Origin of the sequence: Halorarum salinum (genome assembly GCF_013402875.1) — an archaeon.
GTDB classification, from domain to species: domain Archaea; phylum Halobacteriota; class Halobacteria; order Halobacteriales; family Haloferacaceae; genus Halorarum; species Halorarum salinum.
Genome location: NZ_CP058579.1, coordinates 1,775,634 through 1,797,492, shown reverse-complemented (window position 1 = coordinate 1,797,492; position 21,859 = coordinate 1,775,634). Strand labels below are relative to the sequence as shown.

The window sequence follows — 21,859 nt, the reverse complement described above, 5'->3', positions numbered from 1 at the left end:
GAGCATCAGAGTCGGCCGAAGGTGCGACCCGGACCGTGTTAAGTGTGTGCGTACCGCGACCCGGACGACTTTACGCCGTCGCCGCGTCTCCGCGGCCGTCATGACACGTGATGACACACCTCTCGACGGGAAGACGGCGCTCGTGACCGGCGCGAGTTCCGGGATCGGGCGCGCCGCCGCCGGACTGCTTGCCCGCGACGGGGCCGACGTGGCTCTCGCCGCGCGGCGCGAGGAGCGACTCCGCGAACTCGCCGACGAGATCGAGGCGGAGCACGGCCGACGGGTGCTCGCCGTTCCGACGGACGTGACGGACGAGACGCAGGTGCGGGAGATGGTCGAGCGCACGGCCGACGAACTCGGGGGAGTCGACCTCGTCGTCGCCAACGCCGGCATCAACCGGCAGGGGAGCGTCGAGGACATCTCGACCGAGCGGTACCGCTCGCTGATGGACGTCAACGTCGACGGCACCTTCTTCACCGCGCAGGCGGCGATCCCCGCGCTCCGGGAGACGGCGGGCGTCCTGATATTCGTCGCGAGTTTCGCGGGGCACTACCCCCGTCCAGACCAGCCGATCTACGCCGCCTCCAAGTGGTGGACCCGCGGGTTCGCGCTGTCGCTGGCGGGCTATCTCGGCCGCGACGACGTGGGCGTCACCGTCGTCAGCCCGAGCGAGGTCGACACGGAAATCGGCATCCACGACGGCCGGCCCGCCCATGAACGCTTCGCCGACATCGACTCGGCGACGCCGGAGGAGTTCGCGGAGTGCATCGCCTTCGCCGCGCGGCAGGAGGCGCCGAACGCCGTCGCCGAACTCGGGTTCTACCGCCGGAACAAGTTCAGCAACTGGACCCGGAACGCGGACGGATAGCGCCCCTCCCGACGGCGGCGCTGCGGTCGGCGACGACGAGTGCCTCCTCGTCGGCCGTCAGTTCGCCCAGTCGTTCGACGATCCGCCTCGCCACCGCGGCATGCTCGAGGTCGCGCATACCTCGCACTCCGGGCGCAGGCCCGGAAGTCCGCCCTCGACCGGGAGCGAGGGTCCGCCCCCGGCGGGAGCTAGCTTTTCCCTCGTCCCGGAAGGGTAGCGTATGGCCGAGGACCGCTGGCGCGTGCTCGTCCCGGAACCGATGGACGAGGTGGGACCGGAGGACATCGCCGACGTCGCGGACTGCGTGTGGTACGACGGTCGCGACGAGATGCGGGCCGACATCGGCCGGTTCGACGCCGTCGTCATTCGGACCTTCGTCGTCGACCGTGCCGAGCGGCTGAAGGTCGTCTCGAAATGCGGCGCGGGTTCGACGCCGTCGACATCGAGGCGGCGCCGGGGTCGGCGACGTCGTCTGCAACACGCCGGACGTGAACGCACCGTCCGTCGCCGAACACGCGATGACGCTCCTGCTCGCGGCGCGAAAGCGGATACGGGTCGCGGACGCCGACGGCCGCGCGGGGACCTGGAACCGGACGAAGTACGCGGCGAGCGAGGTCCGCGACGACACGCTGGGCCCGTTCGGGAGCGGTGACATCGGGGCGAGATGGCCGCCCTCGCGTAGGGGTTCGGGATGGAAGTCAGCTTCTCCGACCCGTACCTCCCTGCCGGCGAGGGATCGCCGGGGGCGACGCGCGTCGTGCCGGTGGACGACCTCTTCAGCAGCGTCGAAGCGATGGAGCGGATGAGCCGCGGCGCGGCCGAGAACAGCCGGGCGGTCCACGAGGGGCGCCTTCCGGAGACGGCGGTGAACGAGGTCGCGGCCGCCGAGTGGTCGCGGCCCAAAGCGTTTTGCCGCCGGTTTGCGACTCGACATCGTATGAGCCGTGAGAACAAGGTACGGGAACGACTGGAGTCCGGCGGCGCCGCGCTCGGCGCGCGCGCCGAGACGATGTCACCGACCCTCATCGAGGTGTACGGCCAGTTGGGCTACGACTTCGTGTGGCTTGACTTCGAGCACGCGGGCGCGAGCCCCTACGACAGCACGGCCCTCGAGTCGCTCGTTCGAGCGGCCGAGGGCGCCGACGTCGAACTCCTGGTTCGCGTCCCCCACGGGGACCCGCCGCTCGTCCACAAGGTGCTCGACGCCGGCGTCTCGACGCTGCTGGTCCCGCGGGTCGAATCGGCAGCCCAGGTGGAGCGCGCCGTCAGGGCCGCCCGGTTCGAGTTCGACGGCGAACCCGGCGACCGCGGGTGGGGAGGCGGCCGGCCGACGGGGTGGGGCGCGGACGCGAAGGGCTTCACCGACCGCGAGGACGAGCAGGTGCTCGTGGGCGCGATGATCGAGAGCGCGGCGGCCGTCGCGGACGTCGGGGAGATCCTCTCGGTGCCGCACCTCGGCTTCGCGTTCATCGGCGCGAACGACCTCTCCATCTCGCTCGGCCACCCCCGGGAGACGGATCACCCCGAGGTGGTCGACGCGATCGAACGCGTCGAGTCAGCCTGTCTCGACGCCGGCGTGCCCTTCGGTGCGCCCAAGCACGACACCGACGCGGCGGCCGCCGCGCTCGAGGACGGCTACTCCATCCTCCGCGTCGGCGACGAGGTGGGGTCGGTCCGCGAGGTGCTCGGCGACCGCCTCGAGGCGCTCAGGTGAGCGATGTCCACGCAACGTGAGGCGACTGGTTCGTCCGCGAGGTGGTGGAAGCCGTCGACCCGTCGGGATGCGGGTGGTCGGCCATCGAAACACCGACGCCGACGTGCCCGCGGCGAGCGCGGCGCCCGAGCGCGTCAGGCCGTGGGCCGACGCCTGCCCCAGGTGAGCGCGAGGACGGGCGTTCGAGGACATCACTGAGATCATGGAGATCACCGACGTCCGGGTCGACGCGCTCCGCGTGCCGCTGGAGACGGAACTCGGCGACGCGCGGGCGTCGGTCACGGAGCGCTACTGGGTCGTCGTCGAACTCGACACCGACGCGGGGTTGACGGGCACCGGGTGGATGAGCACGTGGCGCGTGCCCGACCTGCTCGCGCGCTACACCAGGGAGTTCTCGGACCTGCTGGTCGGCGCCGACCCCTTCGCCACGACGACCCTCAGCGAGGCGATGCGCGGGCGGACGCTCTACTACCCGGGCGAACTCGGGTTCTCCGCACACCCCCGTTCGGCCGTCGACGTGGCCTGCTGGGACCTCAAAGCCCGGACGGCGGGAGTGCCGCTCTACCGCCTCCTCGGCGGCACGGACCGCGAGGTGCCGGCCTACTGCTCGCGCCTCGACGCGGGCGAGGACGCGGGGACCCTCGTCGAACGGCACACAGCACAGGGCGACCGCGGGTTCGAGGCCTTCAAGACGAAGGTCGGCGGGCGGTCGCTGGCGGCCGACCTCGAGCGGGTCGACGCCCTGCGGGCGGCGCTCGGGGACGACGTCGACCTGCTCGTCGACGCCAACCAGGCCTGGACCGTCGCGGAGGCACGGCGGGCGGTCGCGGCCCTCGCCGAACGGGACGTCGGCTGGGTCGAGGAACCCGTCTCGGCGTTCGACGTCGACGCCTACCGCCGGGTCGCGGCGGGGGCGAGCGTCCCCATCGCGACGGGCGAGATGTTCTACCGCCCGGAGCGGCTGCGCCACCTGCTCGGCGCGGGTGCCGTCGACGTCGCACAACCCGACCTCGTCCGCGGCGGCGGGGTCACGGGACTCCTAAACGCGGCCCACCTGGCCGAGAGCCAGCGCGTCCCGTTCGCGCCGCACGTCCACTACGCCGTCAGCGCGCACCTCGTCAGCGCCGCGCCCAACGGCCTGTACGCGGAGTACATCCCGGAGTACGACGCCTCGCCACTCCTGGCCGCGGGGCCGACCGTCCGCGACGGCCACGTCGTCCTCCCCGAGGAACCCGGTCACGGCTGTCGGCTCGACCCGGACGCCCGCGAGCGGAACCGACTCGACGGCTGAGCCGGCACCACAACTCCCTTACCCCAGTCGGGAGTGACGGATTCATGGCACCGACGATCACGCGCATCGAGACGACGGAGTTCGCCTACCCGTTGGAGAACGTCACGAGAAATCCCCACGGGTTCGACTTCGTCTACGAACCCGGACGGACACGCGAGCGGATCACGTACGGGATCAGGATCCACACCGACGAGGGGGTGACGGGCGAGTACGTCGGCGGGAACCCGCCAGGCTTCGCGCAGGTGAACATGATCGCCGATTACCTCGTGGGCAGGAACCCGCTCCGCCGGGAGAAACACTGGAGCGAGCTGAAGCGCGCGCTCCGCAAGTACGACCGGATGGGCATCGGCCCGGTCGACATCGCCCTCTGGGACCTCGCGGGGAAGCACTACGACGCTCCCATCCACGAGTTACTGGGTACCTACCGCGAGCGGTTCCCGGCCTACGTCTCCACGTACTTCGGGAGCGAGGCGGGCGGCCTCGACTCGCCGGAGGCGTACGCCGACTTCGCCGAGGGCTGTCTCGATCGGGGATTCCGGGCGTTCAAGATCCACCCCATCGGCGGACTCGACGACCGGGACGTCGACCGCGAGGTCGCGGCGGTCCACGCCGTCGGCGAGCGGGTCGGCGACGAGATGGACCTGATGCTGGACCCCGTCGGCGAGTACCATACGTTCGCCGACGCGCTGACGGTGGGGAGGGCCTGCGACGAACAGGGGTTCCTCTGGTACGAGGACCCGCTCCGGGGGGCCACCCGTTCACGGCACGCAAGCCGAAAGCTCCGCCAGCAACTGGAGACGCCGCTCCTGATGACCGAACTGGTCCGGGGGCTGGAACCGCACACGGACTTCCTGGCGACCGAGGCGACGGACTTCGCGCGGGCCGACCCCGAGTGGGACGCCGGCATCACGGGGGCGGTAAAGCGCGCTCGCGCCGCCGAGGGCTTCGGCCTCGACGTGGAGCATCACCTCGCCGGGCCCGTCCAGCGACACCTGCTGGCGGCGACGCGCAACACCAACTACTACGAACTCGGCCTCGTCGGCCCGGACTTCGGTGTGCCACACGTCGAGCCACCCGTCTACGTCGACGGCTACACGGACGCGATGGACGCCGTCGACGACGGGCACGTGTCGGTCCAGGACGGGCCGGGCCTCGGCGTCACCTACGACTGGGAGTACGTCGAGGAACACGCGCTCGGCGGGCGCGTCTTCGACTAGAACGTGCGGGCGATGGCGGTAGAACGGGCGACGGAGGGGAACGCGGGCGACCGTCGCATGCGTGTCGGCCTCACTAAGACGTCCGCCCCACGAGAACCGGCGTTCCGCCTCCCTCACCCGAAATCTTTCAACGGTTCCCAACGTCGCGGCGAGTTCCGGAAGATCGCCACCGTCGCCGACGCCTTCGACGTGCCCGTCGCGCCGCACAACGTCTCAAACCCCGTCGGGACGCTCGTGAGCGCCCACGTCTGGGCGACCGTCCCGAACGCGTTCGCCCTCGAGCGCGTGGTACTCCAGCACGTCGAGGTTGGGGACGCACGCCCCGAGGTGGACGCAGGCCATCGTGCCGATGGGGCCACGGGCGTTGTGCGGCGAGAAGGCGGTGTAGTTCTCCTCGGCGCGGTTGGCGATCGCCTTCGACTCGGCGAGCCCGCCGCACGTCGGGAGGTCCGGCGTGGTGATGTCGACGCCGAAGTCGTACAGCAGGTCCTCGAACTCGTGGACTCGGAACCGGTTCTCTCCCGTGGCGATGGGGACCGGCGAGACGCGGGTTATCTCGCGCTGGGCCTCCACGTTCTCCGGCGGCAAGGGGTCCTCGAGCCACATCAGGTCGTACGGTTCGAGCTTTCGGCAGAGCCGTTTCGCGCTGTCCATCGAGTAGTCCCAGTGGATGTCGAACGCGAGGTCGATCTCGGAGCCGATCTCCTCGCGGATGGCCTCGACGGTGTCGACCTTCCGCCGGATGGCGGCGTTCGAGACCCGCCCGTTTTGGGGGTCCGGGTGGTTGTCGAACGGCTGGTCGAGGTCGAACCTCGGTGCGGAAAAGCCCATGTCGGCGACGCGGCCCGCCTCCTCGGCGTACGCCTCGAACGAGTACGCGTCGTTGGACGCCGGCTACCACTCGCCGGCGTCCGTCGCGAACGCCTCGCCGGCATGGCAGTCGCAGTAGATGCGTACCTCGTCGCGGTGCTTGCCGCCGAACAACTGGTAGACGGGGACGTCGAGGACCTTGCCGGCGACGTCCCACAGCGCGATGTCGAGAATGGGGATGGCGCGCACCATGACGCCCTTGCGGCCGATCCGGACGGTCCCGTCGAACATCTCCCGCCAGAGCCGCGTCGTGTCCCGCGGGTCCTCGCCCTCGAGCATCGGCGCGAGCACGGCGGCGGCGACGAGTTTGGCGCCGCCGTACCCCAGCGAGTAGCCGAGACCCTCGTGACCCTCGTCGGTCCGGACGTAGACGATCGCGTGGTCCCGCTCCTCGACGGTCCGGGTGGCGAACGATACCGGCTCCTCGAGGAGGATCGAGGCCGCGAAACCCTCGATTTCGGTGATTTCCATGCCCACGCGAGTCGAAACGATACGAGGGAAAACGCTCTTGACGAGGTAACGTCCCCCATGCCGGTGGCCATCAGACCGGTTGTTCCGCCAGACGCAGCAGACGCTCCCGCAGCAACCGAACCTCGCCGGCGTACGGCCCGGCGGTGCCGGTCTCGAGACGCTCCCCCAGCGCACCCGCGACGTCCCGCTCTGCCGCGTGGAGGTCGGTCTCGATGCTCGCCGCCCGTTCCCGCTGGTCGGGCGTGAGCGACCCCTCGCGGGCCGTCCGGAGGTGCGTCCTGACGTCCCGGCTCATCTCGATGGCCTGCCGGCCGTCCTCGACGATGTACCGTGATTCGTTCTGCTCCCAGGCCACCTCGACCGCCTCCTCCGAGAGCGCGCCGATCAGGAACTCGGCCTTCCCGAGGCGTGCGTCGGTCGGTGACGTGCCGGGGTCGAAGTCGGCTCGGGCGTCGTAGGAGACGAGCACGGCCTTCTCGGGCGCGGTGTAGGTGTCGGTCGCGTACGCCGCGTTGACGACGCCCATGACGCCGACGACGAGGATGGCCACGAGTCCGAGCGCGAGGAACCACCGCGGCGCGCCGCGGACGGGTATCGGTCCGACCAGCGGGTTGTTCGAGCGGTTCCGCATCGACACGCCCCGGATGTCGGCCACCCGCTCCGCCAGCGCCCGCGTCCGCTTGGAGGCGCCGGTGACGACGAGTTGTCCGCCGCCCGTGAGCCGGACGAACGAGTTGTGGAAGCCGCCGTGTCTGACCATCAGCCCCTCGCCCTCGGGGAACGACTCCCGACGGACCGAGTCGGCGATGCCGCCGCCGATGGCGTCGGCGATGCACGACAGCGCGCCGTCGGGGTTCGGGTCCGGTTCGTCCGAGACGAACGTCGCGTCGAGTTCCGCGGCGCCGCGGCGGCGGGCCGTGAGGTACCGTCTCCCGCGGCGCGACCAGAGCTTCGCGTACGCGAGCGCCTTCGGGAGCAGCAGTATCGTCATCGCGGTGACGACGCCCGGCAGGAACCGAAGCGGGCCGCCGTACGCGACGGCTGCCCAGACGCTCAGCGCGAACAGGAACGTGGCGGACGAAACGGAGACGACGCGGAGCCAGTTCGTCATCGCCAGGCGAAGAGCGCCCGTTTGAGACGGACGAAGAGGCCGACTCGGCGCGAGCGTATCTCCGACTCGATTATCGGTTCGAGCTTCCGTTCGAGGTCCTCGCGGCTCTCGAAGCGGTCGACGCCGTTGTCGACGAACAGCTCCGACACCATGATCATGTGCTGGCCGTCCTCGTCGAGTTTGACGTTCTCGAGGGCGTGTTCGCGTTCGAGCCGGCTGACCGTCACCGGATAGCTCCACCCGGAATCCTCGATGAGTTCGTGGATGGCATCCAGACCGTAGGTCATACCCGAAGTAGTCCGTCGGATGGTATAAATGTACTACGCACCCGTCGCCGGGCGGCTCAGATGATCCGGTTCTCGATGTCCTCGTAGGACCCGGTCCCCTCGACCCGCGCGAGGTTGCGGGCGAGGACGTCGGCGACGCGGGGGGTACTGGGGCGTGTACCCGGAGTTGTGCGGCGTGACGTGGACGTTGCCCATCCGCCAGAGGTCGTGGTCAGATGGGAGCGGTTCGGGGTCCGTCACGTCGAGGGCCGCCCCGCGGATGTCGCCGTCGTTGACCGCGTCGGTCAGCGCGTCGGTGTCCACGATGGGGCCACGGCCGGCGTTGACGAGGACGGCCTCCGGCGGGAGCGCCTCGAACTCCGCCCGCCCGACGAGTCCGCGGGTCGTCACGGTCAGCGGCAGGCCAACACGAGATAATCGTCCGCGCCAGCGCGTCGTGGAAGTCCGCCTCGTCGAAGCAGAGCACCTCGTCGGCCGGGCCTCCCTTCTCCGGCGTGTACCGGACGCCGGTGAGGTGCGGACCGAACGCGTCGAGGCGCTCGATATCTCGCCGTCCGGGAGCGAGATGGATCATCTGGAGGAGCCGTACGAATCGGTCCGCCCCTCGGGACACGGGTAGGCAGAACGACGGGGGCGGAACCGACAGGCCGGTTCCCGCCTGGCGTACCGCCGTGCGAGAGGTGAAGGCGAGAACCCGTTCGGCGGGCTACTCCGCGCCGCCTACCCCCTCGATGGGGGCCTCCTGATCCCGGTCCCGGACCGCCCTGGATTTCTCCGTGCCGTGGGTGAGCGCCTGCTCGGTCTCGATGTCGAAGAGGTGGACGTTCTCCTCGTCGAAGGTGATCTCGAAGACGGCGTCGATGTCGGGTTCGATCGTCGACGGCGTCCGCACGCGGCACTCCTTGCCGTCCACGTCGAGGTAGATGAAGTTGTCCGAGCCGACGACCTCGACGACCTCGACGCGGGCGTTGACCGTCTTGCCCTCCGGGGTCGTCTCGTCCGCGGGGGTGATGCTCTCGGGGCGGATTCCCATGGTCATCAGATCGCTCTTTCGGTCCTGGACGTTGTTCACGATGTCCTCGGACACCTCGTAGGTGAAGCTCTCGTTCACCAGCCGTCCGCCCCCGTCGGCGGCGGTCTCCAGTTCGACCTCGAAGAAGTTCATGCTGGGCGAGCCGATGAAGTCGGCGACGAAGTAGTTCACCGGTTCGTAGTAGACCTCCTTCGGCGTGGCCACCTGCTGGAGTCGCCCGTCGTTGAGCACGACGATGCGGTCTGCCATCGTCATCGCCTCCTCCTGGTCGTGGGTCACGTACATCGTCGTGATGCCCAGTTCCGTGTGGAGGCGGGCCAGTTCGGTCCGCATGTGCTTTCTGAGCTTCGCGTCGAGGTTCGACAGCGGCTCGTCGAACAGGAACACCGCCGGCTCGCGGACGATCGCGCGACCCGTGGCGACCCGCTGCTGCTGGCCGCCGGACAGCGAGCCGGGTTTCTTCTCCAGGAGATCCTCGATGCCCATCATCGCCGCGGCCTCCTCGACCCGTTTGTCGATCTCCTCATCCGTGAGGTCGGTCGAGAGCCGGAGGCCGTATGCCATGTTCCCCCTGACCGTCTTGTGGGGGTAGAGCGCGTAGCTCTGGAAGACCATGGCGATGTCGCGGTCCTTCGGCGCCTTGTCGTTGATGACCTCGTCGCCGATGCGGATCTCGCCCTCCGTGGCGGTCTCCAGGCCGGCGACCGTCCGCAGCGTCGTCGACTTGCCACAGCCCGACGGGCCGACGACGACGACGAACTCGCCGTCCTTGATGTCCAGGTCCAGCTCTTCGACCGCGACGATGGGACCGGAGTCCGCCTCGAACACTTTCGTGAGGTTATCTATCTGTAGTCGTGCCATAGTTGTCTTGTTGCGTGGGTGTCAGGTTTCGGTTATTTAACGTTACTTCCGGAACGGTCGCGACGCGAGCAGTACCGGGGTTCGATGCCGGCCGACACGAGCACGGCGCCGGGGTGGAATCGAGGCCCGTCACGATCATCCACCCCCGGCGGTTCCGCCCAGCCCCTCGCCGACGTAGCGCTGGGAGAGGCCGTAGAAGATGACCGGCGGCGCGACCAGGATCACCACGGCGGCCATCAGGACGTTCCACTCGCGGAGCACGTCGCTCCCGAGGATGTAGTGGATCGCGACGGTCGCCGTCCGGACGTTCTCGTCGCTCGTGAGGATGAACACCCAGAGGAAGTTGTTCCATCCCGTGAGGAACGAGAACAGGGCCGCGGCGCCGATGGCGGGCGCGCTCAGCGGGAGCACGATGCGGAGGAACGCGGTGATCTCCGTGTTGCCGTCGAGCAGCGCCGCCTCCTCGATGTTCGGCGGGATCCCCTGCCGGAAGAACCCCTGGAGCAACCAGATGTTCTGTGGCAGCGTGAAGATCGCGATGGCGATGATGACGCCCGTGAGCGTGTTCACCAGTCCCAGCCGGAAGAAGATCTCGTACACCGGGATGGTGATGACGATCCAGGGGAACATGATGGTGAACACGGCCGTGTAGAACAGGATCTGCCGTCCCGGGAAGTCCAGCCGGGCGAACGCGTACGCGCCCGGGATGGAGAACAGCACCGAGATCACCATCGCGGAGAACGCGACGATGATGCTGTTCCGGAAGAACAGCGGGAAATCGGCGCGTTCCCAGATCTGCATGAACGGTTCGATGGTGAAGATGTCAGCCGTGGGGATGTACGGCGCTGCCGGATCGATGGCGGCGAAGTTCGTCAACACCGACGTTCTGAGGACCCACAGGTAGGGAATCAGCGCCCAGAGGGTGAAGACGGCGATGCCGGCCCACAGCAGTGTTTTCGACCGTTTGTTTTCGTTCAGCATGGTCAGACGTAGAGCTCCTCCTCCTGTCGGATCGCGTTGATGTAGACGATCCCCGCGAACATCGCGAGCAGGATCATCACCACGCCGATGGCGAACGCACGCGAGAACGAGAGGTTGACGAACGCGGTGCGGTACGTCAGGATTGACAGGAGCATGGTCCGAGTCCCCGGGCCACCGGCCGTCAGTTCGAAGGGCTGTGCGAACTCGGCGACGTTCCACGCGGTCCGGAGCGCGAGGATGATCACCGTCGGGATCAGCAGGTGCGGGAGCGTCACGTCCCGGAACCGACGGAGTCGGCCGGCGCCGTCGAGGGCGGCGGCCTCGTACTGATCCCGCGGAACCGACGCCAACGCGGCGAGGTAGATGATGGCCGCGTACGCGTAGTCGTGCCACGTCTGTGCGACGATGAGCGAGACGTACGGCCAGAAGCCCTCCGCGAGGAACCCCGGCGCGGTCGTGCCGAGGTCGGCCGCCAGCATCGCGGCGAGCCCGTAGTTGCTGTCCAGGAACCAGAACCAGATGACACCGCCGGCCAGCGGGGCCGAGAAGTACGGCGACATCATGATGGCGCTGAACGTCTCCTTCAGCCCGGTCCGGATCTCGTTCAGCAACAGCGCGGCCATGAGGCCGACCAGCAGCTGCAGGGCCGTCACGCTGAAGACGAACACCAAGGTCCAGCCGAGCGCGAACACGAACAGGTCGTTCGAGAACATCCACACGTAGTTGTCCAGTCCGACGAACTCGTAGCTCGTCCCGCCGAGCGTCGCGTTCGTGAACGTGATGAAGACCCCCTGAACGATCGGGATGTAGAACAGGAGGACGAACATGACGAACGTCGGCAGGATGAACAGGTATCCCGCGTAGTTCTCCCGCATCCTGTCGAGGAGCGTCTCCTCACCGACGCCGTATCGTTCGCGGATCGCCTCGGCGGATCGTTCCTCTTGTGCCACGCTAACAGTCACCTCGGAGCATCGTTGGGTGATTCACTAACCCGGTATAAAAATCATCGTGAGTCATGTTCGTGCTGTCTTCCGTGGAGTAGCGTTTGAGCCTCTGATGTGCTGTCCAAGCGACCAATCGAGGTGCTCTAGTTGCGCTCCTCCAGCGTAGTGTCGACCTTCTGTCGGATCTGCTGGGGCAGGTTTTCTACCTGAACCTGTCCCGCGATGGCCTGGCTCATGGTCTCGTTGATGTCCGTCCAGCGGATCTGATCGGTCCCCCAGACGTCCCACGGGCCGCCCGTGTTGTTGTACTGGCTTCCGTACTGTTCGACGTCCTCCAGCACCTTCGTGAAGTTCTGCGGCATGTCGGGATACTCCTCCAGCAGCTTCTGCTGCATGGGCAGGTCAGCCGGGGAAGCGGGGTAGGTCTCGCCGTATTGCGTGAGGACGTGCTGGTCGTCCTGGTGCAGGAAGGTGTTGAGTTCCCAGGCCGCGTCCATCTTCGCCTGGTCGCCGACGTCGTAGACGGAGTGCGCCTGCTCGAGCGACCACACGTGGCCGCCGTGTTGGCCTTCGAGGCCCTCGAGTTCGCTGATTCCGATTGCCGCGCCGTAGTCGGCGTCGAGCCTGGGGACGGGGAGCGCCATCACGTCGCCGTCGCCGCCGTTCCAGCCGAAGGTGACGTCTTCCTTCACCTGCTTCCAGCGGGTGAAGTTCTCCGTCATGTAGGTGAAGGACGCGACGCGGTCGGTCAGCATCAGCGACGGGATCTCCTCGTCGCCGCGGCTGGCCGACTCGTTGCTGGAGAACTGGTTGGCCAGCGTGACCGTGTTCTTGATCATCCCGTCCGTCCGGTCGCCCTCCTCACCGTCGCCGTCGATGAGGACCTCGGGGTTGGCGCCCTCGCCTCGAATCCACGGGTCGGCCCCGTCGGTGTACGCCGTACGAGCCTGCCCCCAGTAGGATTCGAGGTCCGGCCCGACGCCGGTCTCCTCGTAGGCGATGGCGTTCGAGAACTCCTGGTCGACCATCTGGAGCGCCTCGTAGAAACCGCTCCAGGTTTCCAGCTGCGAGGGGTCGGAAACCCCCGCCTGGCTGAACATCTTGGGCCGGATGCCCAGGTGGCTATGGGTGTGGCGGAGCGGGCCGGCGCTCCACCAGTTACCGCGGAAGTCGGCCGTCGCCTCCGCCGCCGTGCTCCAGCGATCCGGGTAGTCGCTCCCCTCGATCCACTGTCCGTGGTCGGGCACGGTTCCGTCGTCCCAGAACTCGATACCCGCGCCGCCGGACTCCGCCAGCGCCGGCGGGTTGCCCGCCGAGACGGTCGAGGAGATCTTCTGTCTGACGTCGGAGTACGAGGCCGTCTGCAGCGTCGCGTTGTGGCCCGTCTGTTCGTTGAACCGCTTGACGGACTCGTTGAAGTGCGGCTTCGTCAGCGAGTTCTCGGCGGCTTCGGCCGAGAGATACTGGAAACTGGCGCCCTCGGAACCACCGCCGTTTCCGCCGCCGTTCCCGCCGCCGTTTCCGCCGCCGTTCCCGCCGCCGTTCCCATCGCCGTTTCCGCCGCCGGCACAACCGGCGAGCGCCCCGAGTGCGCCGGCCGCCCCGGCAGCACTGGTGACTTTCAGGAAGTTACGTCGGGAGGAGTCCACCGGTTCTTCGGTAGTATTCGTGTCACCCTTTGACATACCGATTGCGTCTTAAGCGGTATATGTAATAAAAGTTCGGGGCATGATTGGCCGGATGTAGTATAGGTAAACGTTATGTTTTAGGTGAAAATGACCGGCAGTTGCGTGTCAGCCCCGTTCGCGTTGGGGATCCCGTCGCGTCACGATCGGCCGGTCGAGCGGGAGGGGCGTGCGCTCCGACCGTCCGGGAGGGCGAACGAACCCGAGCACGAGAACGAACGGGAGTGTCCGCACCCTCAGCGAGGTCAGAGGAACGACGTCGATCCCTCGACGAGGTGGTCCTCGACGACGTCGGCGTCGAGTTCGACGCCGAGTCCGGGTCCCTCGGGCAGATCGATGAAGCCGTCCTCGATGATGGGGTCGTCGGGGGCGTCGGTCCGGTCCACCAACTCGCCCCACCACGGGACGTCACGCGCGTGCCACTCGAGCGAGAGGAAGTTCGGGATGGCGGCACAGACGTGGGCGCCCGCGACCGTGCCGACCGGACTGGAGATGTTGTGCGGCGACAGCGGGATGCCGTTGAGGTCACAGACGGTCGCGATCTTCCGGAGTTCCCACAGCCCCCCGCACTTGTTGACGTCGGGCGCCGCGATGTCCATCGCGCCGGCCCCCGCGTAGTCGTTGAACGCGTCGGCGGTCACGAGGTTCTCGCCCGTCAGGATCGGGAGGTGCAGTTCCTCGGCGAGCCTGGCGTGTGCCTCCAGCTGCTCCGGCGGGACGGGGTCCTCCAGCCACGCCAGGTCGTACGGTTCGAGTTTCCGCCCGACGCGACGGGCCGTCTCGACGGTGAAGTTCCAGTGGAGGTCCATTCCGAGGTCGACGTCGTACCCGATCTCGTCGCGGACCGCCTCCACGAGCGACACCTTGTGTTCGATCGCCTCGTTGTCGAGGCGGCGCGCCGCCGTGTCGATGTCGCGGTGTGTCGGCACGTCGAGGTCGAACTTGAGCGCCTCGAATCCCTCGTCGACCACCTCGCGGGCCGCCCGCGCGTACGACTCCGGCGTGTAGACGTCCATCGGATCCCGCGAGGCGGCCTGTCCCAGCGACTCGCCGCCGTGGGTGTCACAGTAGATCCGGATCTCGTCGCGGTACTTCCCGCCGAGCAGTTCGTAGACGGGGACGTCGAGCACCTTCCCCTTGATGTCCCACAGCGCAGTCTCGATGCCGGTGAACGCCGCCTGCCCGATGCGCCCGCTGCCCGTGTAGCGCTGGTTCATCAGTTCGAGCAGCCGTTCGACGTCGAGCGGATTCTCGCCCGCCAGGTCGACGACGAGTCGCTCGGCCATGTCGAGCGCCGCCTCGGCCCGGAACGTCTCGCCGATGCCGTGGTGTTCGGCGTTCGTCTCGACCTTGACCAGTCCCCACGTGAAGTTCCCCGCGACCGCCATCGTCTCGATGCCCGTGATCTCGACGTCGCGCTCCGGCGGCCGGTGGCGTTCCTCGACGCTCAGGTCGCGCCACGGAACGCCGCCACCCGGCGGTATCCGATAGTCGGCTTCGTCTTCGGTCATAGCTCGGTCGGTAAACCGCACGAGTTCACATAAAGCTCCGGGAGCGGTCAGTCACGGTGGCTCGTCCAGCCGCCGTGCGACAGTCATCCCGTCGCCTCGAGCCGCCCGACGACGGCGTCGTATGCGTCCCCTAGCCGCCGTTCCTCCTCGGCGGACAGTTCCGGCAGCGGCAACAGCGGCGGGCCGACGTCCGTGCCGCCGCGGCGGACGAGGTACTTCATCGCTACCGCCGTCGGGATGCCGTCGTGGCCGGCGCTGACGGGGATGACGACGTCCTTGAGCAGTCGGGCCGCCCGGTCCCGGTCGCCGGCGACGTGGGCGTCGTACAGGTCGACCATCGCGCCCGGGAAGACGTTCGCCGTTCCCGTGACGATGCCGTCGGAACCCGCGTCGAGCGACGCCGTCGCGAGCGTCGTGATGCCCTGGACGACCGAGAAGTCCTCGGGCGTGTTCTCGACGAGCCTGAAGTGGTAGGTCGCTCCCCCGCTGGAGTCCTTGATGCCGACGATGTCGTCGTGGTCGGAGAGCGCCGTCACCGTCTCGACGTCGAGGGAGACGCCGGTCAACTGGGGGATGTTGTACAGCACCACCGGGAGCGGCGAGCGGGTCGCCACGGTCTCGTAGAACTCCCGCAGCCCCGACTGCCGCGTCGAGAGGTAGTAGGGCGTCACTACGACGGCGGCGTCCGCGCCCGCCTCCGCTGCGTCGTCGATGCCCGCCAGCACGTCGCCCACGCTCGTCCCGCCGCAGCCGGCGATGACGGGCGTCCCGTCCGCTGTCTCGACCACCGTCTCGACCACCGTCCGTCGCTCGGCGCGCGTGAGACTGGAGAACTCCCCGGCCGAGCCGTTCGGGAATAGCGCGTGAACGCCGCCGTCGACGAGCGACCCGGTGAACGACCGGAGCGTCGGGACGTCGACGCCTCCGTCGCGAGCGAGCGTCGGCGTCACCATCGGTGGAATCGTGCCGGATATTTGCATCGGTGCCTACCTCTCGGTGAGCCCTAAAAAAGGTGCCCCGCCTCACCACTCGGCGAAGCTCCCGTCCTCGTGTCGCCAGACGTCGCGGTGGAACGAGAGCGCCTCCCCCCAGTCGACGGCCGCGGGGTCCTCGGCGGCCCCCCGGACCTTCGATTCGTCGATGGGGATCCCCAGCCCCGGGTCGTCCGGGATGTCGACGTATCCGTCCTCGTACTCGAGGACCGACGGGTCGTCGAGGTAATCGAGCAGGTCGGCCTCGCGGTTGTAGTGGACGTCGAGGCTCTGTTCCTGGATGACGGCGTTCGGCGTGGCGGCGTCGACCTGGAGACACGCCGCGAGCGCGACGGGGCCGAGCGGGCAGTGGGGCGCCAGCGCGACGTCGTACGCCTCCGCCATCGCCGCGATCTTCCGTACCTCCGTGATGCCGCCCGCGTGCGAGAGGTCCGGCTGGACGACGTCGACCGCGCCGGACTCGAGGAGCGGCTTGTAGTCCCAGCGGGTGAACAGCCGCTCGCCGGTCGCGATCGGCGAGTCCGTGTGGGCCGCCACCTCCGAGAACGCCTCGAGGTGCTCGGAGAGGACGGGTTCCTCGACGAACATCGGGTCGTGGGGTTCCAGCGCCGCCGCCAACTTCTTCGCCATCGACTTGGCCACCCGCCCGTGGAAGTCGACGGCGACGCCGACGTCCGGCCCGACCGCCTCGCGGACCTCGCGGAGGCGAGCGACCGCGGCTTCGACGGCGGCGGGCGACTCGATGCGGCGGAACTCCTCGGTCGCGTTCATCTTCATGGCGGTGAATCCCTGGTCGACCTTCCGTTCGGCCGCCTCGCCGACGTCGGCCGGACGGTCGCCGCCGATCCACTGGTAGACCCGCATCCGATCGCGGGCTCTCCCGCCGAGCAGTTCGTGGACGGGCGCGCCGTGGTGCTTGCCCTTGACGTCCCACAGCGCCTGGTCGATGCCCGCGATGGCGCTCATGAGCACGGGGCCGCCCCGGTAGAAGCCCCCGCGGTACATCGTCGTCCAGTGGTCCTCGATGCGCAGCGGGTCCGCCCCGCGCAGTCGTTGCTCGAAGAGCGCCGCGACGGCCGCCGCGACGGGGGCCGGGCCGCCTCCGCCGGTGACGTGTTCGCCCCACCCGACGGTGCCGTCCGCGGTTTCGAGGCGGACGAACAGCCACCGGGGTGGGACGGCGAACGTCTCGCAGTCGACGATTTTCACGGGTCGTTCACCGCCGTCTCGGGGCGTTTCCCCTCGAGCGCCTGTCGGATGGCGCGCGCGACGCCCTCCCGGCACTCCCGTTCCGACTCCTCGGAGTACCACGCCTGGTGCGGCGTGGTGACGACCCGCGGGTGGTCACGGAGCCGGCTGTCGGGTGCCGGCGGTTCCTCCTCGAAGACGTCGATGCCCGCTCCGGCTATCTCGCCGGCGTCGAGCGCCTCGACGAGCGCCGTCTCGTCGACGACGGGGCCGCGCGCGACGTTCACCAGGGACGACGTCTCCTTCATCCGCGCGAGGACGCCGGCGTCGATCAGCCCCTCCGTCTCGGGCGTCAGCGGCGAGTGGACCGAGAGGTAGTCGGCCCGTTCGACGGCCTCCTCGAACGGGACGAGTTCGGCGTCGTGGTCGGCGAGGTCCTCGGGGTCGAGGTACGGATCGGCCGTCAACACCGTCGCGCCGAGCGCCGCCGTTCGGTCGCCGACTCCGCGGCCGAGTTTCCCGAACCCGACGACGCTCACCGTCTGCTCGGAGAAGCGGTGGATCTCCGCGGCCCCGTCGGTCTTCCACTCCCCGGCGGCGATCGCTGCGTCGTACTGCTTGAGCCGGCGGTCGAGCGCGAGGATCAGGGCGACGGCGTGGGTCGGGACCTCCTCCAGACAGTAGTCGGGGACGTTGGCGACGTAGATGCCCCGCTCGGTGGCCGCCCCGACGCCGATGTTGTCCACTCCGACGCCGTAGCGGGCGATGACGCGGCAGTCCTCGAGTTCGGCGACGTCGGCGGCGGAGACGACGTCGACGTGGTTGATGAGGGCGTCCGCGTCGGCGAGCGAGACGCCGTCCTCCTCGAGCAACCGTATCTCGGCGAGGTCGCCGAGGATCTCGCGCTCCACCCCGAACTCCCCGTAGTTCTGGTCGGTGGCGACCACGGTATAGTCACGCATGCTCTGGACATGCAGGCACGCGGCGACGGCATAACGTTACGGGTGCCCGCGGTTCGATAGTTCCGTGGTTCAATACATCTATAACTCCGTGTGCGCCATGGAACAGGCATGGCCGAGAACGCGCGTGCCGACCTCACTGCCGATGCCCGCACCGTCTGTGACCTCGTCCGGACGACGGTCGGGCCGTTCGGCGCGAACAAACTCGTACTCGGCACGAACGGGACGGCGACGACGACGGCGTCGGGATCGCTCGTTCTCGACTCGCTCGAACTCGACAACCCGGCGGTGAACCTGTTGAAGGGCGCGGCGAGCGACTTCAGGGACGCCCACGGCGATGGGGCGAGTTCCGTCGTCGCGCTCACGGGGGCGCTCCTGACCGAGGCCGACCGCCTCGCGGAGCTAGGGCTCCACCCGACGACGATAGAACGGGGGTACCGCGAGGCGCTCGGCGTCGCGGTCGACCGATTGGAGCGGAGCGCCCGCCCCCTCGACGAGGTGGGCGTCGACGCCGTCGCGCGCACGGCGCTCACGGCGACGCGAAACCCGAACACGCGCGCGCAAGTGGGCGAGTACGTGGCGCGCATCGCCGAGAGCCTCGCCGACGAGGACGGCTTCGACGCCGATCGAGTGAAGGTCCTGTCGCGGCTTGGCGGGAGCGAGTCGGAGACGGAACTCGTCGAGGGCGTCGTCCTCGACCGGGACCCCGTGACCGACGACATGCCGCGGACGCTCGAGGACGCCGGCGTGGCGGTGCTCTCGGCGACGGTCGACGTGCCGAAGCTCGGCGGCAGTACCGGCCGGCTGGACGTCAAGCTCTCGATCAGCCCCGAGCGCTTCGAGGACCGGGCCGCGATCGGCGACGGCGAGCGCGAGCGCTTCCGCGAGCAGCTCGACGCCGCCGTCGACGTCGGCTGCCGCGTCGTCGTGACGGGCATGGCCATCAACGAGCGCGTCGAGCGAATGATGGCGAACGCCGGCGTCCTCGCCCTCCAGCGCGTCGACGAGGAGGACCTGCCGGGCGTCGCCCGTGCCACGGGTGCGACGGTCGTCCCGGGGCTCGAACAGGTGGCCCCGGAGACGCTCGGGCGCGCGGCCGTCCGCGTCACCCGGCGGGCCGGCCGCGACGTGACGTCCTTCGAGTCCGTCGGCGCCGAGCGGGAACCGGTCTACACGCTGTTCTGTCGGGCACCCGATTCCCGCTCGGTTGAGGCGTTCGAGCGGTCCGTCGGGAGCGCGCTGGCGGCCGTCGACCACGCGTATCGGACCCGCACCGTCGTCCCCGGCGGCGGCGCGGCGGAGACGGGGGCGACGCTCGCGGTCCGCGAACACGCCCGGTCGGTCGCCGGGACCGAACAGCTCGCGATCGAGGCGTTCGGCGACGCGATGGCGACCATCCCCCGGGCGCTGGCGGTCAACGCCGGCATCGACGGCTGGCGCGGCCTCGTCCGCCTCCGGGTCGCCCACCACGAGGGGCACGACGCGGTCGGCGTCGACTGCCTGTTCGGCGAGACCCGCGACGTCCTCGCGGAGGACCCCATCGCCGAACCGACGGCGCTCAAGCGCGACGTCTGGTCGGCGGCGACCGACCTCGCAACCCACCTCGTCCGCGTGGACGCCGAGGTCCCCGCGTCCGACCTGAGCGACGAGGAGACGGCGGACAGGCTCGGAGAGCGCCCCTGAGGGCGGTCAGTCCCGTTCGGGTTCCGGACGGAATTCCCCCAGGTCGACGCCGGGGTGGATGACCGCGTCGACGGTGAGCAGCTGCTCGGCGACCGAGTTCGCCGTCTCGACGGCCTGCGAGAACAGCCGACGGGGTTCCACGACGCCGGCCTCCCACGCGTCGACCGGGTCGCCGTCGACGGAGACGCCCACGGCTATCGGCCCCTCGTCGCCCCCGTGTTCGGCCCGCAGGGCGGTGAGCACGTCGAGGCGGTCGGCGCCGGCGTTCGCCGCCAGCGCCGCCGGCACGGATTCGAGCGCGTCGGCGAACGCCTCGATGGCCAGCTGTTCGAGGTCCGGGACGGAGGTGGCGTACTCCCGGAGGTCAGCGGCGACGGCCATCGCGGGCGCACCCGCCCCGGGAAGCACCTGACCGTCGGTGGCCGCCGTCGCCGTCACCTCGAGGGCGTCCTCCAGCATCCGCTCGTGTTCGGCGCTGGCCGTCTCGGTCTCCACGTCGACGGTGAGCGTGTACACGGCGCCCTCGCAGTCGTCGAAGAAGGTCCACTTCTCGTCGCCGACGCGGCGCTCGGTTATCGATCCGACCGTCCCGAGCCGGTCCGGCGTCAGCTCCGAGAGGTCGTCGACGACGGTCCCGCCGGAGGCCCGCGCCAGCCGGTAGACGTCGACGAGCGGATACTTCACCTCGTCGACGACAGCGACGCCGCGGGACTCGAAGGCCGTCCGCGTCCGGTCGTCGAGCCGCTCCTGGGAGACCAGCACGTCGACGCCCATCCCGACGAGGCGGTCGGCGAGCGCCGCGACGCGGCGATTCAGCCCCTCGGTGTAGTCCGTCCACCCCTCGAACGACTCGATCTCGACGCCGGAATCGCTCCCCCCGCCGAACGACGTCGCCGTCTTCTCGACGTCGATCTCCTCGTCGACGATCGCCACCGTCGCGTCGGTCATCGGGTCGAGCGTCGACCAGTCGAACTCGCGAACCGCCTCCTCCGACTCGTCGAGCGGCCCGGGGTACCGGCGGACGACGACGCCGCGGTAGCGGCCGCCGGGCGCCTCGGGGCCGGCGAGCACCTTCGCGTCGTCGGTGTCGACCCAGTCGGTGTCGCCCCGCTCGGCGAGCACGCGAATCGTCTCCGCGACGCGAGCGGCGTACGCCTCGCGCGTGCTCGCGCCGAGGTCGCCGGTCATCGAGGTGGCGGCGACGCGTTCGAGCAGGTCGACGTCCTCCGGGTCGACCTCCCTCGCGAGCGCGTCGAGGACGGCGCCCGCGCGGGCGGCCGCCATCGAGTAGCCGACGACGACGTTCCCCGGGTGGAGGCCCGCCTCGACGAGGTCGACGCCCTCGTCGACCAGGGCCTCCCCGAGGAGGACGGCGGTGGTCGAACCGTCGGAGAGTTCGCGCCGCATGCCGTCGACGGCGTCCACGAACAGCGCGGCGACGGGGTGGCCGAAGCCGCCGCCGCGCTCGATGGCGTCGAGTATCTCGCCGGCGTCGGACGTCAGCACCGTCTCGGGTTCCTCGACGTTGTCGACGGTTTCGATCTGCGCGCTCATCCCGTTCGGGCCGAGCGTCGAGCGGACGAGCGACGCGACGGTCCGCGTCGCGGCGGAGACGAACGTCCGCGCCTCCTCGTCCCGGAGGGTCCACGACCCGGCGTCGACGGGGGCGTAGTCGACGTCTTCGCGTCCACCGTTCATGCCGCAGGGGTATGGAGGTACCGTTGATAAACCTGCCCGTGCGCCGGCGTCACTCGCCGCTCACGGCGTCCTCGAACGCCCCCGTCAGTTCGGTGCCGCCGCGGATGAGATAGCCCCTGTCGGTGCCGACGATGAGGAAGTCGAAGCCGAGGCCCATCCAGCGGTCGACGTCCGCGGCGGAGACGGCGAGCGATCCGACCGCGGTGCCCGCCTCCCCCCCGGCTTCGGCGACCCGGGACATCGCGTCGAGCAGCCGCCCTCGGCGACCGTGTCGGGGGAGAGCGTGGCGAGGCGGCACACGCCGTGGGAGCCGTGGCCGATCAGGTCGACGCCGACGAGCGACGCCGCGACGTCCGGCGGGGTGTCCCACGATTCGACGACCGAACGCGCGAACGATTCGAGTTCGGTAGCCTCGATTCGACCCGTGCCGACCGACGAGAGGGTCCGGGATGAACCTACGCCGCGAGCGGTCGGACGGCCCATCTTTTTGCTCGA

General features: G+C 69.3%; 21 protein-coding genes and 2 pseudogenes. 8 read left to right on the top strand and 15 right to left on the bottom strand.

Annotated features, from left to right (window positions below; translation table 11 throughout):
- Window positions 1-100: 100 nt before the first annotated feature.
- Window positions 101-868, top strand: a complete 768-nt coding sequence (locus HUG12_RS08645; protein ID WP_179268373.1) for an SDR family oxidoreductase — start codon at window positions 101-103, stop codon at window positions 866-868.
- On the opposite strand, the gene HUG12_RS08640 is transcribed toward HUG12_RS08645, so the two are convergent.
- Window positions 837-986, bottom strand: a complete 150-nt coding sequence (locus HUG12_RS08640) for a hypothetical protein (protein WP_179268372.1) — start codon at window positions 984-986, stop codon at window positions 837-839. The genes HUG12_RS08645 and HUG12_RS08640 overlap by 32 nt on opposite strands.
- Before the next feature lie 573 nt (window positions 987-1,559).
- Here HUG12_RS08640 and HUG12_RS08635 point away from each other — a divergent pair.
- The 4 genes and pseudogenes from HUG12_RS08635 to HUG12_RS21465 all read left to right on the top strand — a co-directional run.
- Window positions 1,560-2,582, top strand: a complete 1,023-nt coding sequence (locus HUG12_RS08635) for an HpcH/HpaI aldolase family protein (RefSeq protein WP_321169769.1) — start codon at window positions 1,560-1,562, stop codon at window positions 2,580-2,582.
- A gap of 202 nt (window positions 2,583-2,784) precedes the next feature.
- Window positions 2,785-3,873, top strand: coding sequence for a mandelate racemase/muconate lactonizing enzyme family protein (locus tag HUG12_RS08630; protein ID WP_179268371.1), 1,089 nt, complete (start codon window positions 2,785-2,787; stop codon window positions 3,871-3,873).
- 44 nt (window positions 3,874-3,917) lie between these two features.
- On the top strand, window positions 3,918-5,090 hold the full coding sequence (locus HUG12_RS08625) for an enolase C-terminal domain-like protein (protein WP_179268370.1): 1,173 nt from the start codon (window positions 3,918-3,920) through the stop codon (window positions 5,088-5,090).
- A gap of 12 nt (window positions 5,091-5,102) precedes the next feature.
- Window positions 5,103-5,369 (top strand): annotated as a pseudogene (locus HUG12_RS21465) (enolase C-terminal domain-like protein); the annotation flags it as partial.
- On the opposite strand, the pseudogene HUG12_RS22185 reads toward HUG12_RS21465, so the two are convergent.
- The 4 genes and pseudogenes from HUG12_RS22185 to HUG12_RS21685 form a co-directional block, all read right to left on the bottom strand.
- Window positions 5,304-6,431 (bottom strand): annotated as a pseudogene (locus HUG12_RS22185) (mandelate racemase/muconate lactonizing enzyme family protein). The pseudogenes HUG12_RS21465 and HUG12_RS22185 overlap by 66 nt on opposite strands.
- Window positions 6,432-6,501: 70 nt before the next feature.
- Complete coding sequence (locus HUG12_RS21450) at window positions 6,502-7,542, bottom strand: hypothetical protein (protein ID WP_218836427.1); 1,041 nt, start codon at window positions 7,540-7,542, stop codon at window positions 6,502-6,504.
- Complete coding sequence (locus HUG12_RS08615; protein ID WP_179268369.1) at window positions 7,539-7,829, bottom strand: hypothetical protein; 291 nt, start codon at window positions 7,827-7,829, stop codon at window positions 7,539-7,541. Before HUG12_RS08615 ends, HUG12_RS21450 begins: the two co-directional genes overlap by 4 nt.
- Before the next feature lie 33 nt (window positions 7,830-7,862).
- A complete protein-coding gene (locus HUG12_RS21685; RefSeq protein WP_246308166.1) occupies window positions 7,863-8,219 on the bottom strand; it encodes an NAD(P)-dependent oxidoreductase in 357 nt (118 codons plus the stop codon).
- Between the two features lie 46 nt (window positions 8,220-8,265).
- Here HUG12_RS21685 and HUG12_RS21680 point away from each other — a divergent pair, with 46 nt between their 5' ends.
- A complete protein-coding gene (locus tag HUG12_RS21680; RefSeq protein ID WP_246308165.1) occupies window positions 8,266-8,448 on the top strand; it encodes a hypothetical protein in 183 nt (60 codons plus the stop codon).
- A gap of 87 nt (window positions 8,449-8,535) precedes the next feature.
- Here HUG12_RS21680 and HUG12_RS08605 read toward each other — a convergent pair whose 3' ends face one another.
- From HUG12_RS08605 to HUG12_RS08570, 8 genes are all read right to left on the bottom strand, one after another.
- Window positions 8,536-9,723 carry an ABC transporter ATP-binding protein gene (locus HUG12_RS08605; RefSeq protein WP_179268368.1) on the bottom strand — a complete coding sequence of 396 codons (1,188 nt, stop codon included), beginning with the start codon at window positions 9,721-9,723 and terminating at the stop codon, window positions 8,536-8,538.
- A 135-nt stretch (window positions 9,724-9,858) separates the two neighbouring features.
- A complete protein-coding gene (locus HUG12_RS08600) occupies window positions 9,859-10,704 on the bottom strand; it encodes a carbohydrate ABC transporter permease (RefSeq protein WP_179268367.1) in 846 nt (281 codons plus the stop codon).
- Between the two features lie 2 nt (window positions 10,705-10,706).
- Entirely contained in the window at window positions 10,707-11,654 is a 948-nt protein-coding gene (locus HUG12_RS08595) for a carbohydrate ABC transporter permease (protein WP_246308164.1), read from the bottom strand.
- Window positions 11,655-11,791: 137 nt separating this feature from the next.
- Window positions 11,792-13,333, bottom strand: coding sequence for an ABC transporter substrate-binding protein (locus tag HUG12_RS08590; protein ID WP_246308163.1), 1,542 nt, complete (start codon window positions 13,331-13,333; stop codon window positions 11,792-11,794).
- Between the two features lie 245 nt (window positions 13,334-13,578).
- Window positions 13,579-14,844 carry a mandelate racemase/muconate lactonizing enzyme family protein gene (locus HUG12_RS08585; protein WP_179268366.1) on the bottom strand — a complete coding sequence of 422 codons (1,266 nt, stop codon included), beginning with the start codon at window positions 14,842-14,844 and terminating at the stop codon, window positions 13,579-13,581.
- 83 nt (window positions 14,845-14,927) lie between these two features.
- The gene (locus HUG12_RS08580; RefSeq protein WP_179268365.1) at window positions 14,928-15,824 is read right to left on the bottom strand and encodes a dihydrodipicolinate synthase family protein; all 897 of its coding nucleotides are present in this window, start codon (window positions 15,822-15,824) and stop codon (window positions 14,928-14,930) included.
- A 42-nt stretch (window positions 15,825-15,866) separates the two neighbouring features.
- On the bottom strand, window positions 15,867-17,045 hold the full coding sequence (gene dgoD, locus HUG12_RS08575; RefSeq protein WP_179268364.1) for a galactonate dehydratase: 1,179 nt from the start codon (window positions 17,043-17,045) through the stop codon (window positions 15,867-15,869).
- A complete protein-coding gene (locus tag HUG12_RS08570) occupies window positions 17,042-17,986 on the bottom strand; it encodes a C-terminal binding protein (protein ID WP_179268363.1) in 945 nt (314 codons plus the stop codon). Before HUG12_RS08570 ends, dgoD begins: the two co-directional genes overlap by 4 nt.
- Window positions 17,987-18,094: 108 nt before the next feature.
- Here HUG12_RS08570 and HUG12_RS08565 point away from each other — a divergent pair, with 108 nt between their 5' ends.
- Entirely contained in the window at window positions 18,095-19,666 is a 1,572-nt protein-coding gene (locus tag HUG12_RS08565; RefSeq protein ID WP_179268362.1) for a TCP-1/cpn60 chaperonin family protein, read from the top strand.
- Window positions 19,667-19,672: 6 nt separating this feature from the next.
- On the opposite strand, the gene HUG12_RS08560 is transcribed toward HUG12_RS08565, so the two are convergent.
- Both HUG12_RS08560 and HUG12_RS08555 read right to left on the bottom strand, forming a co-directional pair.
- Window positions 19,673-21,364 carry a TCP-1/cpn60 chaperonin family protein gene (locus HUG12_RS08560; RefSeq protein WP_179268361.1) on the bottom strand — a complete coding sequence of 564 codons (1,692 nt, stop codon included), beginning with the start codon at window positions 21,362-21,364 and terminating at the stop codon, window positions 19,673-19,675.
- Between the two features lie 49 nt (window positions 21,365-21,413).
- Complete coding sequence (locus HUG12_RS08555) at window positions 21,414-21,605, bottom strand: hypothetical protein (RefSeq protein ID WP_179268360.1); 192 nt, start codon at window positions 21,603-21,605, stop codon at window positions 21,414-21,416.
- Window positions 21,606-21,676: 71 nt separating this feature from the next.
- Between HUG12_RS08555 and HUG12_RS08550 the strand changes: the two genes are divergently transcribed.
- Complete coding sequence (locus HUG12_RS08550) at window positions 21,677-21,817, top strand: hypothetical protein (protein ID WP_179268359.1); 141 nt, start codon at window positions 21,677-21,679, stop codon at window positions 21,815-21,817.
- Window positions 21,818-21,859: the final 42 nt, after the last annotated feature.

Excerpts from the sequence above, each read along its gene's own strand:
- HUG12_RS08585 (WP_179268366.1), bottom strand. The coding sequence starts at position 14,844 with ATGACCGAAGACGAAGCCGACTATCGGATACCGCCGGGTGGCGGCGTT.
- HUG12_RS08555 (WP_179268360.1), bottom strand. The coding sequence starts at position 21,605 with ATGTCCCGGGTCGCCGAAGCCGGGGGGGAGGCGGGCACCGCGGTCGGA.
- HUG12_RS08630 (WP_179268371.1), top strand. The coding sequence starts at position 2,785 with ATGGAGATCACCGACGTCCGGGTCGACGCGCTCCGCGTGCCGCTGGAG.
- HUG12_RS08560 (WP_179268361.1), bottom strand. The coding sequence starts at position 21,364 with ATGAACGGTGGACGCGAAGACGTCGACTACGCCCCCGTCGACGCCGGG.
- HUG12_RS08605 (WP_179268368.1), bottom strand. The coding sequence starts at position 9,723 with ATGGCACGACTACAGATAGATAACCTCACGAAAGTGTTCGAGGCGGAC.
- HUG12_RS08580 (WP_179268365.1), bottom strand. The coding sequence starts at position 15,824 with ATGCAAATATCCGGCACGATTCCACCGATGGTGACGCCGACGCTCGCT.
- HUG12_RS08600 (WP_179268367.1), bottom strand. The coding sequence starts at position 10,704 with ATGCTGAACGAAAACAAACGGTCGAAAACACTGCTGTGGGCCGGCATC.
- HUG12_RS08640 (WP_179268372.1), bottom strand. The coding sequence starts at position 986 with ATGCGCGACCTCGAGCATGCCGCGGTGGCGAGGCGGATCGTCGAACGA.
- HUG12_RS08635 (WP_321169769.1), top strand. The coding sequence starts at position 1,560 with ATGGAAGTCAGCTTCTCCGACCCGTACCTCCCTGCCGGCGAGGGATCG.
- HUG12_RS08570 (WP_179268363.1), bottom strand. The coding sequence starts at position 17,986 with ATGCGTGACTATACCGTGGTCGCCACCGACCAGAACTACGGGGAGTTC.
- HUG12_RS08565 (WP_179268362.1), top strand. The coding sequence starts at position 18,095 with ATGGCCGAGAACGCGCGTGCCGACCTCACTGCCGATGCCCGCACCGTC.
- HUG12_RS21450 (WP_218836427.1), bottom strand. The coding sequence starts at position 7,542 with ATGACGAACTGGCTCCGCGTCGTCTCCGTTTCGTCCGCCACGTTCCTG.
- HUG12_RS08615 (WP_179268369.1), bottom strand. The coding sequence starts at position 7,829 with ATGACCTACGGTCTGGATGCCATCCACGAACTCATCGAGGATTCCGGG.
- HUG12_RS08625 (WP_179268370.1), top strand. The coding sequence starts at position 3,918 with ATGGCACCGACGATCACGCGCATCGAGACGACGGAGTTCGCCTACCCG.
- HUG12_RS08645 (WP_179268373.1), top strand. The coding sequence starts at position 101 with ATGACACGTGATGACACACCTCTCGACGGGAAGACGGCGCTCGTGACC.
- HUG12_RS08590 (WP_246308163.1), bottom strand. The coding sequence starts at position 13,333 with ATGTCAAAGGGTGACACGAATACTACCGAAGAACCGGTGGACTCCTCC.